This window comes from Rhizobium sp. TH135 (assembly GCF_002855515.1).
Lineage (GTDB): Bacteria > Pseudomonadota > Alphaproteobacteria > Rhizobiales > Rhizobiaceae > Allorhizobium.
The window spans coordinates 1,033,282-1,050,252 of sequence record NZ_PKRP01000001.1 but is presented as its reverse complement, the minus strand read 5'-3'; the positions used below and the strand labels follow the sequence as shown (position 1 = coordinate 1,050,252).

The window sequence follows — 16,971 nt, the reverse complement described above, 5'->3', positions numbered from 1 at the left end:
AGAGTTAGAGTGCAATCTAAGTAATCCGCACTCATCGTCAAGAAGGCTCGCTTCATGAAGCGCACGTTAGTCCTGTCAGCCGCCGCCGCAATCCTCATCGCCGCTGGTGGTGGTGGTGTTTTTCTCATCCCGTCCTTCAAGAGCGAGGTAGGGGCTGGTGACCCGCGCAGTTTGCCGCCTCTTGTTCGATTGGCGATCGTGCAGCCAGCCGATCCTCTCAATCGAAGCTTTACAGGCACCATTGCGGCAAGGGTGCAGAGCGATCTCGGTTTCAGGGTGCCGGGCAAGATCACGGAGCGTCTCGTGGGCGTTGGCGAACAGGTGAAGGCCGGTCAGCCGTTGCTGCGTATCGACAATACTGACCTTAATCTGTCCTTAACGGCACGGCGCAACGCGGTCGTGGCTGCTGAGGCCGTCTTCTTTCAGGCAGAGGCTGATGAGAAGCGCTTTGCACAGCTTGTCAAATCGAACGCAGCCTCGACCCAGCAGTATGAACGATCGAAGGCGGCGCTTGATACGGCAAGGGCTCAGCTGGCGGCTGCAAAAGCTGATGCTACAGTGGCTGAAAACGAGGTAAATTATGCCTTTCTCGTCGCTGATGTTGATGGGACGGTTGTCTCGACACTGGCTGAGCCTGGACAGGTAGTCTCGGCTGGTCAGCCAGTGATCCGGCTGGCAAAAGCCGGTCCGCGAGAGGCGCTGATCTCGATGCCGGAGACCATGCGCCCGGCACTGGGTTCTGTAGCGAGCGCTATCGTCTACGGTCAAAGGGGAGAAGAGGATGCTGTTCTTCGGCAGATCTCTGATGCTGCAGATCAGCAAACGCGAACCTATGAGACACGATGGGTACTGCAAGGATCGGCTGCGCTGGCTCCGTTGGGCGCGACCGTGACCGTGACGGTGCAGGACCGCGCCAGCAGCGGTCTCTCCGCAGTTCCGCTTGGGGCAATTCTTGATGATGGGAGCCGAACCGGCGTTTGGGTCCTGGATGTGCTGAGCTCCAGGGTGAGATTTCGCGACGTCGAGGTTCAGAACCTGGGCCAGGAAACCGCAATCGTCGGCAACTTGAAACCCGGCGAAACGATCGTTGCCCTTGGAGCACATCTGCTTCGGGATGGTGCCACCGTGCGTACAGAAGTCGAGACGGCAGAGGTGGCAAACTGATGACTTTCAACCTTTCTGCGCTCGCTGTCAGAGAGCGGGCAGTCACGCTGTTCTTCATTGTCCTGTTGGCGGCGGCCGGCGTCTATGCGTTCCTAAAGCTGGGGCGGGCGGAAGATCCATCCTTCACGATCAAGACGCTGACCGTCACCACCGTGTGGCCTGGCGCTACCGCCAGAGAGATGCAGGATCTCGTCGCTGAACCGCTCGAGAAGCGTATTCAGGAGCTCACCTGGTACGATCGCGTGGAGACAACGACCCGTCCAGGCTATGCCTACATGACGGTGACACTGCAGGATAACACGCCGCCTGCCCTCGTTGAGGATGAGTTCTATCAGGCGCGAAAGAAGCTCAGCGACGAGGCGCGCAATCTGCCGCAGGGCGTTTTCGGGCCGTTCGTGAATGACGAATACTCCGATGTGAGTTTTGCGCTCTATGCTTTGAAAGCACAGGGCATGCCCAAGCGCGAACTCGTTCGTCAGGCCGAGACGATCCGCCAGGATTTGCTGCATGTGCCCGGCGTCAAGAAGATCAATATTCTCGGCGAACAGCCGGAGCAGATCTTCGTTGAATTCTCATATCCCAAACTCGCAACGCTCGGCATTTCACCGCAGGACGTGGCCGCGGCGCTCCAGCGTCGCAATACGGTAACGCCCGCCGGGACCATCGATACCCGCGGTCCCCAGGTTTTCATGCGCTTTGATGGCGCCTATGACAGCGTCCAGGCCGTTGCAGATACGCCGATCGTGGCAAATGGCCGGACCATCAGACTCTCTGACTTTGCCGAAGTCCAACGCGGCTACCAGGATCCTGAAACCTTCATCATCAGGCACAATGGCGAACAGGCGATCATGCTGGGTGCCGTCATGCAGAAGGGTTGGAATGGTCTAGAATTGGGCAAGGCACTCGAAGAGCGATCGTCCCAGATAGCGCAGTCGCTTCCCCTCGGAATGACCATTGAGAAGGTGAGTGATCAGGCTGTCAATATCCAGGAAGCCGTCGGCGAGTTCATGTTGAAATTCGCCATGGCGCTTGGCGTCGTCCTCTTCGTTAGCCTCGTCAGCCTTGGCTGGCGTGTTGGGATTGTCGTGGCGCTCGCCGTCCCGCTTACCCTCGGCGTGGTGTTCATCATCATGCTCGACACGGGCAGGTTCTTCGACCGTATCACGCTTGGTGCGCTCATCTTGTCGCTGGGTCTTCTTGTCGATGACGCCATCATTGCGATCGAGGTCATGGTCGTGAAGATGGAAGAGGGAATGGACCGTGTGGCAGCAGCGGCTTACGCTTGGAGCCACACCGCTGCACCGATGCTGTCTGGGACGGTAGTGACCATTATCGGCCTCATGCCGGTTGGTTTTGCCCAGTCTTCGGCGGGCGAATATGCGGGCAACATTTTTTGGATCGTCGGTTTCTCGTTGATCGTGTCCTGGCTGGTCGCTGTAATCTTTACCCCCTACCTGGGCGTGAAGATGCTGCCCAATATCAAGCCAGTGGAGGGTGGTCATCACGCCATCTACGATACGCCGAATTATCGGCGGCTTCGCAGCACGATTGAGTATGTGGTGCGACACAAGTTCCTGACCTGTGGTGTTGTGGTCGTGTTGATGCTCGCCTCCGTGGTTGGAATGGGTTCGGTCAAGCAGCAGTTCTTTCCGACATCCGATCGTCCCGAGGTGCTTGTCGAGGTGCGTCTTCCCGAGGGGACAAGCATCAAGACGACGACGCAGACCGTCGCCAAACTTGAGGAATGGCTGCGTATTCAGCCGGAAACAAAGATCGTCACCAGTTATGTGGGACAGGGCGCGCCGCGCTTCTTCTTCGCAATGTCTCCGGAACTGCCCGACCCGGCGTTTGCGAAGATCGTGGTTTTGACTGAAAATGCCGAGGCACGCGAAGTATTGAAGGCGCGGCTGCGCGAAGCCGTCGCTCAAGGGCTCGCGCCGGAGGCCTTTGTTCGCGTAACACAGCTCGTCTTCGGACCTTACACCCCGTTTCCAGTCGAGTTCCGCATCATTGGACCCGATCCGGAAAAGCTTTATCAGATATCTGAAGAGGCACTTGCAATCATGCGAAAGGTGCCGGACGTGCGAGATGCAAACCGTGATTGGGGAAATCGCACCCCCATCCTACGATTCGTGCCGGATCAGGAACGCCTGAATCTGATTGGATTGTCTCCGGCTGAGGCCGGGCAGCAGCTCCAGCTCCTACTGTCAGGTATTCAGATCACGCAGATTCGTGAAGACATTCGCAATGTCGCCGTTGTAGCGCGTAGCGGCGGAGATACGCGTCTTGATCCCTCCAAGATATCGAACTTCTCCCTCATCGGGAGAGAGGGGAGGGCGGTTCCCCTCGACCAGATTGGGCAAGCCGAGGTTCGTTTCGAAGAACCCGTCATGAAACGTCGAGACCGCACGCCCGTTATAACTGTCCGCTCCGATATCAACGAAGCGAGCCAGCCACCTGAAGTCTCCATGCAGGTTCGCGAGGCGCTTCAGCCGCTGATCGCATCTTTGCCCGTCGGCTACCGTATCGAGATGGGCGGCAATATCGAGGAATCGCTTAAGGCGAATACGGCGCTCGCCGCAGTCTTCCCTCTGATGATCGCTGCCATGCTAATCGTGATCATTCTGCAAGTCAGAAGCCTTTCAACGATGACCATGGTAATGCTGACGGCGCCTTTGGGGCTCGCCGGCGTTGTTCCGGTGCTTCTGCTCTTTAACCAACCCTTCGGCTTTAATGCTATTCTCGGACTGATCGGTCTTGCGGGCATCCTTATGCGCAACACACTGATCTTGACCGAGCAGATCAAGGAAAACCAAGCTGCAGGGCTGGATGACTATCACGCGGTGATCGAGGCGACCGTCCAGCGAACAAGGCCGGTCATCCTGACGGCGCTCGCTGCGGTTCTTGCCTTCATTCCGCTGACGCACTCGGTCTTTTGGGGATCCATGGCCTACACTCTCATCGGTGGAACGGCTGTCGGTACTGTGATGATCCTGCTGTTTCTGCCAGCACTCTATGCCGCATGGTTTCGGATCAAGCCGCCGACACGCGAGGCGGATGAAATCGAAACGACCACCTCCCACCAGCTTTCTCTTGCTGCGGAGTAGTGGACATTGACAAACTCAAAAATCTCCAATGATCCGCTATTCGGTTCGTCTGCCATGATCTGGGATGCACTGGCGTTCAAGCAGAGAAAGCGACCCAGTCCCCTGGATGCAGAGACGAGCTCTGTTGCTGGCAGGATTTCCGCTGCCCGTGCGCACAAACAGCAAGGTATTCTTGACGCAGCGGAGAAGCTCATTCGCCGTTATGGTCATGCAAAAACCTCCATCGAAGACATCTCACGTGTGATCGGCACGAGTCGCGCAGACATCTATCGATTCTTCCCGACGAAGGAGGCCTTAGATCAGAGGGTTTTCGCCCGGCATGCGCATTTCATTCTTGAACGGGCACGCGATGCGGCCAGATGCGAGACTGACGGCAGCGCGCCGCTCCTGGCCGCGATCATTTCACTGGTGGAGCAGACGGCGTCAATGATTGAGTGCGAGCCTCACATTCAACAGCTCTTTGCAACAGCATTCGCTAAAGACTGGGAGGCCGCGCACATCTACATCTCGCAGGTGTTAGCTTTGATAGAGGCCATTATCAGTGATGGGATGAAAACCGGCCACTTCGCAGTCTCCGATCCAGCCGTGGCTGCGCAGCGCGTTCTAACGTCTGTGATCGTGTTCATCCATCCAACTTTGGTGACCGAGGCTGCCTTAAAGTTTCCAAGCCTTATCCCTGGTCCCCTCACTCAGATAGAGCCCGTTTTAGCCTACCTTAGTGCAAGTGGCCGCAAATGAGGCGTAGGGCTTATACGCAAATGCTGTGCAGCCGTCTCGTCACGGTAAGCGCAGCTCATGGCAACGGCTTCCGTCTATTAGCAACGGATATGAATTCTATCACCATTCGACGGCTTATGGTCGCAAAGGTTCTCGCATATCTACCTCCTCGATCTTTGCGAAGAAGACTGAATACCCTCATCGATACGGCGGCTGCAAAGGCGATGAAGGGTGATTTTCATGCGCATTGTGCAGCATGGCTTCTGATTGATCGGCATCCAGCGTAGCGGGGAGAAGGCGGCTTGCTGCTCCCTATTGGCTTGGCCTTGCATTGGAGTAATGGATGATGAAAAACTCTAAGCCATCTGGTGATCCCCTGTTTGGTTCCTCTGAGATGATTTGGGATGCGCTTGCCTATGCGCAAACAAAGCGCCGGCCAGGTCTGGAGGCGCATCAGATCAGTCATCTGATCCGTAGAGTCACGGAAGACCACGCGCGCAGAAAGGAAGATGTTCCTGACGCGGCACAACAGCTCATTTAGCTGGGTGGCATGCCAAAACCTAAACGATACCGGTCTTGCCGCAGATCGTTTGGTTTGGGTTTTGTGAACTCTAGGCGTTCGTGACGTGCCTGAGAATCGGACCCCCAAGGTATGAGCCAGAGACATAAGCTTAAGCGCGTGGCGGTGATTGAGAAGTCGCTTCCCTGCCTGTTCATGATGACCCGCCTTTCCGTTATCGGCTCCGACGCAGCGTTTTGTCGTATTTGAGACCTGCCGCGACAATTGTCGGCTGCGTTCATTCGTGCTCGCTCTTAACGGACACCATTCTGGAACAATTCAACATGTCGGCACCGTTGAAGCATCACCAGTCCTGGAGCGCGTGCCCGGAGTCGGTTGCCTCGTCACATTTCTCGCCGAAAGAGAAAGACAAGACGGTGACCTAGTACAGACGACGCAATTTATAAGCCTGAAGTATTAATCCTATCGCGCTTCAGTGCCTTATCGGATTGAATGTCATCGCTTACTTTTCTGCTCGGAATTATTCAGAAGGGAAGAACGATGAAAAGAGATGTTATCGTCATCATTGGATCGGGCGGGATCGGGATGGCTATTGCCCGTCGTCTTGGTATTGGTAAGACCGTGCTTCTTGCAGATTTCAATGAGGCTGTTCTCAAGACTGCGGCCGAAGAGCTCCGTTCAGCAAGTTACGCCGTCGAAGCAAAGACCGTCGATGTGGCCTCGCGTGATAGCGTCAGGGAACTTGCGGCTTACGCTGCGTCTCTTGGTAACGTCATGCAGGTCGTCAACACGGCAGGCCTTTCGCCCAACATGGCGCCAGTCGCCAAAATCCTGGAGGTGGACCTCTATGGCGTGGCTGTGGTCTTTGACGAGTTCGAGCACGTGATTGCATCCGGCGGTTCAGGACTGGTGATTTCTTCCATGGCCGGACACATGATGCCGTCCTTGCCTCCGGAGCAGGATAAGGCGCTTGCTTTCACGCCAACCGAGGAACTTCTTGAGCTACCGTTCCTGAAGGGCGAGGCAATTCCCAACACGCTCGTTGCCTACATGATGGCCAAACGTGCCAACCACCTTAGGGTTCAGGCATCTGCCATGAGCTGGGGCGCAAAAGGCGCGCGCGTGAATTCGATCAGTCCTGGCATCATCGTTACGCCTCTCGCTCGGCACGAGCTGGATTCGCCGATCGGTGACATCTATCGGGGCATGGTGGAGGCTTCCCCCTCCAAACGCATGGCGCCGCCGGATGAGATCGCGCTGGCTGCAGCTTATCTCCTCGGACCGGAAGCCGGTTTCATTACCGGTAGCGACCTGTTGATCGACGGTGGCGTCATCGCCGCAATGCGTGCTGGCAAGCTGCCCACCCCAGGCTGATGCTTGCATATCCGCGTTTGAGCACAATTTGGCGATCATAGGATTTGATCATGAAGCCATGCACACTCGGCGGGCTGCAGATGTCCGAGATTGGTTTCGGTATCATGAGCTTCGCCTCGATTTACGGAGCATCACCCAGCCAAAAGACGGTCGCTGAAGCAGAGGCCATGACATTCTCCTGCTTTCCCTGACAGCTGCAATTTTTTCCAACAGATGAAACCATCGGGCCGGCCACTCGCCGGCCCACATAGGATCCAGTTCCCATGACGAGAATTCTCATCCTCGGTGCCAATGGCCAAATTGCCCGTGTCGCAACGAAGCTGCTGCTTGAGCGGACAGACGCTCATCTCACGCTCTATCTTCGCAACGCCAAACGTCTTCAAGTGACTTCAGACCGTGTCGCTGTCGTCGATGGCGACGTGACGGACCGGGAGAGGCTGGAGGCTATTATGGCCGGTCAAGACGTCGTGTACGCGAATCTTTCGGGAGACATGGAAACACAGGCGCGTGTCATCGTGAGCGCAATGAAGGTCAGCGGCATCAAGCGCCTGATCTTCATAAGTTCGATGGGCATCTACGATGAAGTGCCTGGCGAACGGCATGGTTCAGTCCTCGATCCCTACCGGAACTCCGTAAATGTAATCGAGGCTTCGGATCTCGATTACACGATCATTCGTCCTGCATGGCTCAACAATCGCGACGAGATCGCCTATGGGACCACGGCTAAAGGTCAGCCTTTCGTTAACAAGGATCAGACGGTTTCCCGCAAGAGCGTAGCTGATCTTGTTGTGCTGCTCGCAACGAACGCAGGTCTTGCCAGTCGGGAGAGCCTCGGTGTGCACGCTGCGTGATGCGAGCTGATCCGCGCTGCGGGACCGTCGCATCTATTAGCAGCAGATATCACCTCATGAAGCTCGCGGCGGGTTATCGGCTGTGAGCCCGCCCCTTAACATGCTTGTATCCAAGGCCACTTTAATCGGAGACAGCAATGGCAGCCGCAAGTCTGGAAGATCGCATCCGGTATCTGGAAGATATCGCCGAACTCAAGAGACTGGTTGATACATTTTCGAATCTTGCCGACGACCGGAAGGTTCGTGAACAGACGTTTCTGTTCACCGAAGATGGGATTGTGGAAACCTGGTTCGGAGAAACGCCCCTTCCACCTTTGAAGGGTCGCAAGCAAATCGAAGAGAGCTGGACGCCTTTTCTCGCCGGCTTCGAGGCAATCTACCATATGAACGGCCAGTTCGTGGCGGACATCAAGGGCGACGAAGCGACGGCCGTTCACTATTGCACGGTCGAGCTGATTTCCAGCCAAGGTGGAAGCAAGGTGCGCAACTCGAACGGGGTCATCTACAACGACAGCTATGTTCGCCAAGACGGCAAATGGCTGATCGCAAAGCGCGTTGCACGCTTTACGTGGCGCGATATGCACCCGTTCACGCCGGCCTGAGTCGACAATCGAAAAAAGGTCCTGATCGACGCTGGGCAGCCGATCTTGCCCGGCAACCTGTGCATTCAAAGGACGGCGTCAGCCGCGCTATGTTGGGTTCGTAACGAGAATGGCTACAACCTGGCAGGGCTCGGGACGATGAAGCTCGAACGTTGACTCGGTTGGCGGGCAGGTCCTTTGACCGCAGATGGGGCGTTGCATGCTGATCTTTGAAACACTTCTGGCGATGATGCTTGGGGCAGTACTGCTCTCCATGCTGGCACAGCGGGCTGGGCTACCGTATCCGACGCTTCTTGCAGCAGCAGGGGCAGGGCTTGCCTTGATGCCGGATTTGCCGTCGATCAGCTTACCGCCGGATCTGATCCTTGCTCTTTTCGTGGCACCGATCCTACTCGATGCAGCCCATGACATGTCGTTGCGGGATCTGCGTCGTAACTGGCGGCCGGTGTTTTCACTTGTCGTGGTGGCCGTCGGCTTGACCACCATAACCGTTGCGGCAACCGCCAAGTGGTTCATCCCGGACATGCCCTGGGCTGCCGCCGTTGCCCTTGGCGCCTTGCTTGCGCCACCGGATGCAGTTGCCGCCTTGGCGGTCATGCGGCAGGTGCAACCTCCGCGGCGTATTCGAACCGTCATTGAGGGCGAAAGTCTCCTCAACGATGCCTCGTCCCTGCTGATTTACCGGCTGGCTGTCGCCTCAGTTGCTGCGGGTGGCTTTGACGTCACAGACGCAGTCCCTGCTTTCGTCCTTGTGGCTTTTGGCAGCGCTCTTGCCGGCTGGTTCCTTGCAAAACTTATCGGAAGTGTTCTTCGCAGTGTCGAGGATGTCGCCAGTGCCACTATCCTGCAATTCGTCTCTACCTTCGGGGTCTGGTTGCTGGCTGAACGGCTGCACCTTTCAGGTGTCATCACTGTCGTTACATTTGGATTGACGACCGCGAGGGCGTCGAGCGCAGCGATACCGGCGATCGTTCGGGTGAGCTCATTCGCGACCTGGGAAACCGTGACATTTGTTTTGAACGTCCTCGCATTCCTGCTGGTCGGATTGCAGTTGCGGTCCGTTCTAAACTCGATCGAGCCGGGCGGATTGACCTCTATGATCGGCCCCGCCCTTGCCATTCTTGCCGTAGTCATAGTGGTGCGGCTCGTTTGGGTCCTCACCTACCGTGCCTTTCCCCAAGTGTCCTCGAGCTTCGCAACGCCTGCGGAGAGCCTCAAAGCAGCTATTGTGGTGGGCTGGTCAGGAATGCGGGGTATTGTAACTCTCGCGGCAGCGCTTGCGCTGCCGGAAGGCTTCCCATACCGGGACTTCATCTTGCTCACGGCCTTTGTCGTCGTTCTCGGGACGCTGGTCGTCCAGGGGCTGACGTTAAAGCCGCTCTTGACGTGGTTGAACATGCGTCGGGATGGCGATGGTCAAGACGAAATTGATCTGGCCCGGAGTGTGGCAAAACGCGCGGCAATGGATGGCCTCAAGCGTTTTCAAGGCCCGGCAGTTGCTGCCCTGAAGCACAAGTATGATGCGATCTACGTCTCGCATGGATCAGATCCCGACGATACGGATGGCGACATGAAGTCCATGCGCCAGGCCATGGTTCAGGCTGCGCGTGGGGCGATCGACGCTTTGCGTGACAGCGGCACAATTGGGGATGAAGCCTACCGTCAGATCGAAGAAGAACTTGACTGGTTCGAACTGAGTGGTGGCCGCTAGAATGCATGGCCAATCGCTAGACGTTTGGTCTGTGCCTCAGGGTTTTCAGCAAGACTTCGAACGCGGGGGATTGCTGCCTGCGGCTTGGGTAGTAGATGTGGTACCCGGAAAAAGGCGGGCACCAGTCGTCAAGCACCCGCTTAAGGCTCCCCTCTTCGAGTTGGCGCCGAACGAGATCTTCCATGGTAATGGCCATCCCGATCCCGGCCTCGGCCGCTCGCACATTGGTATACATGTCGTTCACCAGAAACTGCCCATCGACCCTGACATTGACCTCATGGCCATCCTTCTCGAACTCCCAAACATAGAGCCCGCCGGCACTTGGAAGCCTGATATTGATGCATGAATGCTGCGTCAGGTCATTGGGTGTCTCAGGACGGCCGTGCGCTTCAAGATATGCCGGTGTCGCAACCACCGCCATCCGCATGTCTGGCCCAACCCGCACGGCGATCATATCCTTCGCCAATTGCTCACCGAGCCGTATTCCTGCATCAAACCGCTCTTCAACGATATTGGTCAGTGCGCTATCGATCGACAGCTCGATCTTGATATCGGGATAAAGGGGCAGAATGCGCTCGACAGCCGGCCATAAGATTGTATCGGCGGCATGCTGACCGGCCGTGATCCTGACCAAGCCAGCCGGTTTTTCTCTAAACCGAGACAAGGCTGCCAATTGTGCGTCAATATCGGCGATTGCAGGACGAAGGGTCGCAACCAGCTCCTCTCCCGCTTCGCTGGGGCTCACATTACGAGTGCTTCTATTGAGAAGGCGAATGCCAAGTCGTTCCTCCAAGCGCCTGACTGTCTGGCTCAAGGCTGATTGCGACGTATTCAACCGAGCGGCTGCGCGGGTAAAGCTCCGCTCTTCCGCAACGGTCAAGAACACAATCAGATCGCCAAGCTCGTCGTGTCTCATTTATTATCTGCTCATATCTATCTGATCACCATTTAGCAGATAATCGTCTTGAACGAAATCGGCTATCTCTTCCGTGATGCCGGACCAACCGGTGAAATGAGGATTTCGCAAACACGTCGGTGGGATTTGATATGGATAGCGTGCAGACGCGCGAAGTAGAGCAGGCATTTGCTCGTTTTAAGGATGCGATGCTGACGGGAGATGCTGAGCAGCTTCGGTCCCTCACTGCACCGAACTTCACGCTAAGACACATCACGGGTTACGTGCAAAGTCTCGGCGACTGGCTCCAGGAAATGAGCCTCGGCCAGTTCATCTACTACGGCATTGATGTGAAGTCTGTTTCGGTGACGGTTGGCGACGGGCATGCAGCGCTTGTTGCGCGCACTTTGACCGATGCTCAGGTCTATGGGAGCCGCAACGTGTGGCGGCTCCAGCTTGAAATGAACTATGTGCTCGAACAGGGACGTTGGATTGCCGAAAGCGCCGTCGCTTCTATCTGGTGAGGGGCCCCGATCCCACGATTGCGGCTCTTCTTGCCTGATCGCTGTTAGCGTAACCTCCCGTCAAGCGGATGGCTGCGTGTCCACCAGCTGAGACCCCGGCCATTCGTTACTCTGGTTGCAAATCTCCGTAGAAGTAGGACGCGGTAACGCCGCCATCAATCAGAAAATCGCTACCGGTGATGAAGGCACCTTCTGGCCCCATCAAGAGAGCAGCGAGAGCTGCAATCTCGTCGGGGGTTCCCGCGCGACCTGCTGGCGAAAGATCAAGCATCCGGCGATAGCCTTTGCCCCGGGGGCCCGTCAGTTCGTCCTTCGCAAGAGGGGTGATCACGATGCCGGGGCTGATGGTGTTGACCCGTGCGCCACGCTTGCCCCATCGAACCGCTTCCGCTTTGACCCGCAGAGCATTGCCGCGCTTGGAGATCTGATAGGCATTCAGCGGATCGGTTACGACATCTGGCTGCAGCATCGGCAATGATAGAAGGTCTTCGGCTGGTGTGGTCGCCAAAAGCCTGTCCTGGTCGGCGGTAAGGGCTGGGAGCCGGTGGCCAGACATGGATGCGATGACCACGCAGGAGCCAGCGTCGGCGATGACATTGCCGAATTCCTCCAGAACGACCGCCGTACCGTAGAGATCAACATGCAAGATCACCGAAGGTGGAGCCTGGGATGGCGAGACACCTGCGGCATGAACAACCCCAGTGACGTCGCCGATTGCCGTCGCCTTGCTGACGAGGGCGCGCACCGACGCTCGTGAAGAGATGTCCACCACTGTCGTACTGACCTCGAAGCCAGCCTCGCTGAAGATCTTGGCTGCGGCGTCCGCGTTTTCCTGTTTGAGGTCGGCCAGCAGCACATGTTTGCCCGAGCTCACCCGGCGTGCGATTGCTTGGCCGATCGAGCCAGCACCGATGACGACAGTGACACTAGTCATGATGATATCCTTCTTCTGACAAAAAAATCTTCTAAACAGCGTTCGACGAAAGCGGCATGGGAACGGACCCACGGGCATGACACTGCGCTTCAGCGACCCGTCATTTTCAGAGCTGCTTCCGGCAGTCTGTCGCCAACGATCCTGATGGAACCCAAAACGGTGTTGATGACATTCATGTCAGTTTCACAGAGTTCCACGTCGACGCTGCCGACATTTTCCTCAAGGCGATGCTGCTTCGTCGTTCCAGGGATCGGCACGATCCAGGGCTTGCAAGCCAATAGCCATGCAAGCGCAACTTGCGCCGGCGTCGCGTTTTTTGTCTCCGCGATCTTCTTCAATTCGTCGACCAGGAGAAAGTTCGCTTTGCGCGCCTCTGGCGTGAAGCGTGGAACAGTGTTGCGGAAGTCCGTCGCATCGAACCTGGTGTTCTCGTCGATCTTGCCGGTGAGGAAGCCGGCACCCAGCGGACTGAACGGGACGAAGCCAATGCCGAGATCCTCGAGGGCGGGAAGGAGCTCGACTTCCGGCCCGCGCCAGAACAGCGAATACTCGCTCTGTACGGCGGTCAGGGGTTGGACGGCATGGGCTTTGCGGATTGTCGTGACACTCGCCTCGGACAGGCCGAAATGCTTGACCTTTCCCGCTGCAATCAGATCCTTGACGGCCCCCGCAACGTCCTCGATCGGAACTGCGGTGTCGACACGATGCTGGTAAAGCATATCGATCCGGTCTGTCCTCAGGCGCTTGAGCATGCCCTCCACGGCGGTTTTGATGTGGTCCGGTCGGCTGTTGGTTCCGCCTCGGCGCTCGCCCGTTTCAGGGTCAATGTCGAAACCGAACTTGGTTGCTATGACGACGCGATCACGGATCGGGGCGACCGCCTCACCGAGGAGCCCCTCGTTCAAGAATGGACCGTAAGCCTCTGCCGTATCAAATAAGGTCACGCCCTTGTCATGTGCGAAGCGGATCAGCTTGATCATCTCTGCCTTGTCAGCAGGTGGGCCGTAGAGCGCACTCATGCTCATGCAACCAAGGCCAAGAGCAGAGACTTCAAGGTCAGCGAGTTTCCTCACCTTCATGGATCTCTCCTGTGGTTAGCGACCGACACGGGACTGCAGGTGGGCTGGGTAGCGGTCACCGATGATGTCGATGTGCGCCAAAGCGTCAGTAATTTCCGCTGCATCCTCGTCGGACAGTGCGATACGCGCTGCGCCGAGATTTTCCTCCAGGCGGTGAAGCTTGGTCGTCCCCGGGATAGGCGTGATCCATGGTCTTTGGGCCAGCAGCCAAGCCAAGGCGATCTGGGCTGGGGTATGACCCTTCGCTTCGGCAATCTTCGTCAAGGCTGAAACCAGTCCCTGATTGGCCTTGATGTTCTCGGCCTGGAAGCGTGGAACCACGTTGCGGAAGTCGCCTTTACCGAAGGTTGTTGTCTCGTCGATCTTTCCGGTCAGGAACCCTTTGCCGAGTGGGCTGAACGGCACGAATCCGATGCCAAGTTCCTCAAGCGTCGGGATGATTTCTTTCTCCGGATCGCGCCAGAATAGCGAATACTCGCTTTGGAGCGCGGTTAATGGCTGAACGGCATGGGCCCTGCGGATTGTTTTCGCTCCGGCTTCAGACAAACCGAAGTGCTTGACCTTACCCTCGGTGATCAGATCTTTCACCGTTCCTGCCACGTCTTCGATTGGAACGTTGGGATCGACGCGATGTTGATAGAGAAGATCGATCACGTCGGTTCGCAGTCGCTTCAGTGATGCCTCTACGGATTGCCGGATATAGTCCGGACGGCTGTTCAGGTGCTGGTTACCATCCGGGCTTGGCAGCTCGAAGCCGAACTTCGTAGCGACGACGACTTTATCCCTTATCGGCTGAAGCGCTTCGCCGACGACTTCCTCGTTGATAAAGGGACCATAGAGCTGCGCGGTGTCGAAGAAGGTCACGCCACGCTCGAAGGCCGCTCGTATAAGGGCAATGGCGTCTGTGGTTTCTGTTGCTGGGCCGTAACCGAAGCTGAGCCCCATACAACCCAGGCCGAGCGATGATACCTCTAGGTTTCCAATCCTGCGCTGTTCCACGGTCTTCACTCCTCTTGTTGGCAACACCTGTCCGCAACGCGGTACATCCTTTGCGTTCTCTGTAGATAGTTCTTGGTGATAATGCTGTTTAGGCGCATTGATCCGCATGCGGCTATAAGGAGATCTAATGAATGCGTCCGGAAAACTTTAACGATATCCTCGCTTTCGTCATGGTTGCGCGAGAGGAAAGTTTTACCCGTGCTGCGATCAAGCTTGGTGTCTCCCAGTCTGCGCTGAGCCAGACGGTTCGGGCGCTTGAGGCGCGTCTCGGGCTGCGGTTGCTGACGCGTACGACCCGACGCGTCTCACCGACGGCTGCTGGAGAGCGTCTCCTTGCGTCAGCTGCGCCTCGGTTCGACGAAATCCAGAGCGAACTTGTCGCGCTGAGTGAAATGCGCGACAGGCCTGCAGGGACTGTGAGGATCACAACCGGTGAACACGCTGCGATCACCATTCTGGCGCCAGCGCTTGAGAAAATTCTTCCTGATTATCCTGAGGTAAAGGTCGAGGTTACGGTCGATTATGGCCTCACCGATATCGTCGCTGATCGCTATGATGCAGGTGTGCGTCTGGGAGAGCAGATCGCAAAGGACATGATTGCGATCAAGATTGGTCCCGAGATGCGCATGGCGGTTGTGGGGGCACCTTCCTACTTCCAGGGGCACCCTCGTCCCACCACGCCAGAAGATCTCACGAGACACAACTGTATCCAGATGCGCATGCCGACATATGGAAACATGCAATCCTGGGAGTTCGAGAAGGAAGGGCATGAAGTTAAGGTCCGGGTCGATGGCCAGATAATATTCAACAACAGCACCATGCGACTAGATGCCGTGAAGCGCGGCCTTGGGCTGACTTACCTCCCGGAAGATCTCGTGGCTGAATCGATCGTCAGAGGAGAACTTGTTCGTGTCCTCGAAGATTGGTGCGAACCATTCGACGGATACCACCTCTACTACCCAAACCGCCGTCATCCGTCTCCAGCCTTTGCCCTGGTGGTCGATGCTTTGCGATACGTCGAGCGCAAGCCCCGCTGATAACTGCTGCTCGATTGTGAAGCCAGGCTAATGTCTTCAATCGCGCAGGTCCGCCTAATAAGGCCGCCGTAACTGGTCTATCTCCAGTGGACAAACATGCTGAAAGCTTCTCAGGCCTAATTCACGCGCCTTTCGCTCTGCCGCATTCCCTGTCGACGCTGTCTTGGGGTCAGTGAGCGTTTGCTATCCTGAATCTGAAACGGACCCACATGTCTCAAGATTTCACAGATCCTGGCTTCGATGCCGGCCAGCGTCTCCAAACAGCCCACGGGAGCGGACAGTTGCGCGTCCTCGCCGTCCTAAGTGCCCTGATGGGTTTTGCGTCTATCTCGACGGATCTCTATCTGCCGGCAATGCCAGCCATGGCTAATGATCTTCGTGCCGATACCGGAGCCATGGAGCTCACAGTTTCAGGGTTCTTGATTGGTTTCAGCCTTGGGCAACTGCTGTGGGGTCCACTTGGCGATCGCTATGGACGGCGACTTCCGGTCGCTATCGGCATCATGCTGTTTGTGTCGGGCTCGGCTGGCTGCGCCCTGGCGGACAGCGCCACTCATCTGATCTTCTGGCGTGTTGTGCAGGCGGTAGGCGCCTGTTCAGGTGTTGTGCTATCGCGTGCCATGGTCCGCGACCTTTACGAGGGACCTCGTGCAGCGCAGATGCTGTCGACGCTTATCACCGTGATGGCTGTCGCACCTCTGCTGGGACCTCTCGTGGGCGGTCAGGTTCTGTCTCTTGCGGGATGGCGCGCGATCTTCTGGCTGCTCGTCCTGCTCGGGCTTCTGACGCTCGCCGCGCTGTTTACGATACCGGAGACGCTGGCCAGAGATAAACGTCGACAGGATAGTGTAGTCGCCGCTATCAGCGGATATGGCAAATTGCTGCTTGACCGCCGGCTTGTTGGCTTTGCAGCAGTGGGTGGCTTCTTCTACATCGGCGTATACGCCTATATCGCTGGGACGCCTTTCGCTTTCATCGAGTACTATCAAGTACCGCCCCAGCTCTACGGCATTCTATTTGCGCTCGGTATCCTTGGCATCATGTCTGCCAACATGATCAATGCCAGAGCCGTCACCCGCTACGGCAGCCGTCGTCTTTTACAGTTTGGAGCGTTTGGCGCAGCCTGTTCCGGAGCAGCCGTCGCGGTGATCGGGCTTGCCGGCTGGGGCGGTCTTCTCGGCCTTGCTATTCCCTTGTTCTTCTTTGTCTCGTGGTCCGGCTTGATTGTCGCGAACTCGATCGGCGGCGCCATGCAAAGTTTTCCAGAACGGGCAGGGGCCGCTTCCGCGCTGGTGGGAGCCTTGCATTACGGATCAGGAATTCTGGGGTCGGCCGCGGTCAGTTGGCTTGCCGACGGCACGCCACGTTCGCTCGTGATCGTCGTTGCCATCAGCGGACTTGGAACCGTTGCGTGCCTCGCGCTGCTGCCAGCCCGGCAAGCTTGACTGTTGCCAATC

Annotated in this window: 16 protein-coding genes; 12 read left to right on the top strand and 4 right to left on the bottom strand. The window is 57.0% G+C overall.

Annotated features, from left to right (window positions below; genetic code table 11):
• The first annotated feature begins 54 nt into the window (after positions 1–54).
• From C0V73_RS04900 to C0V73_RS04865, 9 genes are all read left to right on the top strand, one after another.
• Positions 55–1,164: an efflux RND transporter periplasmic adaptor subunit gene (locus C0V73_RS04900; RefSeq protein WP_102018829.1), complete on the top strand. Its 1,110-nt coding sequence runs from the start codon at positions 55–57 to the stop codon at positions 1,162–1,164.
• Positions 1,164–4,271, top strand: a complete 3,108-nt coding sequence (locus C0V73_RS04895; RefSeq protein WP_102018828.1) for an efflux RND transporter permease subunit — start codon at positions 1,164–1,166, stop codon at positions 4,269–4,271. The genes C0V73_RS04900 and C0V73_RS04895 overlap by 1 nt, the downstream gene beginning before the upstream one ends.
• Before the next feature lie 6 nt (positions 4,272–4,277).
• On the top strand, positions 4,278–5,009 hold the full coding sequence (locus C0V73_RS04890) for a TetR/AcrR family transcriptional regulator (protein ID WP_143708304.1): 732 nt from the start codon (positions 4,278–4,280) through the stop codon (positions 5,007–5,009).
• A gap of 322 nt (positions 5,010–5,331) precedes the next feature.
• Complete coding sequence (locus tag C0V73_RS04885; RefSeq protein ID WP_102018826.1) at positions 5,332–5,529, top strand: hypothetical protein; 198 nt, start codon at positions 5,332–5,334, stop codon at positions 5,527–5,529.
• A 471-nt stretch (positions 5,530–6,000) separates the two neighbouring features.
• Entirely contained in the window at positions 6,001–6,882 is an 882-nt protein-coding gene (locus C0V73_RS04880) for an SDR family oxidoreductase (protein ID WP_210200148.1), read from the top strand.
• Between the two features lie 50 nt (positions 6,883–6,932).
• Entirely contained in the window at positions 6,933–7,073 is a 141-nt protein-coding gene (locus tag C0V73_RS23030; RefSeq protein ID WP_172450020.1) for a hypothetical protein, read from the top strand.
• A 72-nt stretch (positions 7,074–7,145) separates the two neighbouring features.
• Entirely contained in the window at positions 7,146–7,733 is a 588-nt protein-coding gene (locus C0V73_RS04875) for an NAD(P)H-binding protein (protein WP_102018824.1), read from the top strand.
• A 137-nt stretch (positions 7,734–7,870) separates the two neighbouring features.
• A complete protein-coding gene (locus C0V73_RS04870; RefSeq protein ID WP_102018823.1) occupies positions 7,871–8,335 on the top strand; it encodes a nuclear transport factor 2 family protein in 465 nt (154 codons plus the stop codon).
• A gap of 199 nt (positions 8,336–8,534) precedes the next feature.
• Positions 8,535–10,046, top strand: a complete 1,512-nt coding sequence (locus C0V73_RS04865) for a Na+/H+ antiporter (protein ID WP_102018822.1) — start codon at positions 8,535–8,537, stop codon at positions 10,044–10,046.
• 16 nt (positions 10,047–10,062) lie between these two features.
• Here the strand turns inward: C0V73_RS04865 and C0V73_RS04860 are convergent, their stop codons facing one another.
• Complete coding sequence (locus tag C0V73_RS04860; RefSeq protein WP_102018821.1) at positions 10,063–10,962, bottom strand: LysR family transcriptional regulator; 900 nt, start codon at positions 10,960–10,962, stop codon at positions 10,063–10,065.
• A gap of 131 nt (positions 10,963–11,093) precedes the next feature.
• Here C0V73_RS04860 and C0V73_RS04855 point away from each other — a divergent pair, with 131 nt between their 5' ends.
• Positions 11,094–11,465, top strand: a complete 372-nt coding sequence (locus C0V73_RS04855) for a nuclear transport factor 2 family protein (protein ID WP_102018820.1) — start codon at positions 11,094–11,096, stop codon at positions 11,463–11,465.
• 106 nt (positions 11,466–11,571) lie between these two features.
• On the opposite strand, the gene C0V73_RS04850 is transcribed toward C0V73_RS04855, so the two are convergent.
• From C0V73_RS04850 to C0V73_RS04840, 3 genes are all read right to left on the bottom strand, one after another.
• Complete coding sequence (locus C0V73_RS04850; protein WP_102018819.1) at positions 11,572–12,399, bottom strand: SDR family oxidoreductase; 828 nt, start codon at positions 12,397–12,399, stop codon at positions 11,572–11,574.
• 89 nt (positions 12,400–12,488) lie between these two features.
• Positions 12,489–13,478 carry an aldo/keto reductase gene (locus C0V73_RS04845; RefSeq protein WP_102018818.1) on the bottom strand — a complete coding sequence of 330 codons (990 nt, stop codon included), beginning with the start codon at positions 13,476–13,478 and terminating at the stop codon, positions 12,489–12,491.
• 15 nt (positions 13,479–13,493) lie between these two features.
• On the bottom strand, positions 13,494–14,477 hold the full coding sequence (locus tag C0V73_RS04840) for an aldo/keto reductase (RefSeq protein WP_102018817.1): 984 nt from the start codon (positions 14,475–14,477) through the stop codon (positions 13,494–13,496).
• 131 nt (positions 14,478–14,608) lie between these two features.
• Here C0V73_RS04840 and C0V73_RS04835 point away from each other — a divergent pair, with 131 nt between their 5' ends.
• Positions 14,609–15,514 (top strand): LysR family transcriptional regulator, encoded by a 906-nt coding sequence (locus tag C0V73_RS04835; RefSeq protein ID WP_102018816.1) that lies wholly within the window; start codon positions 14,609–14,611, stop codon positions 15,512–15,514.
• Positions 15,515–15,795: 281 nt separating this feature from the next.
• Positions 15,796–16,959 (top strand): multidrug effflux MFS transporter, encoded by a 1,164-nt coding sequence (locus tag C0V73_RS04830; RefSeq protein ID WP_245407871.1) that lies wholly within the window; start codon positions 15,796–15,798, stop codon positions 16,957–16,959.
• The last annotated feature ends 12 nt before the right edge of the window (positions 16,960–16,971 follow it).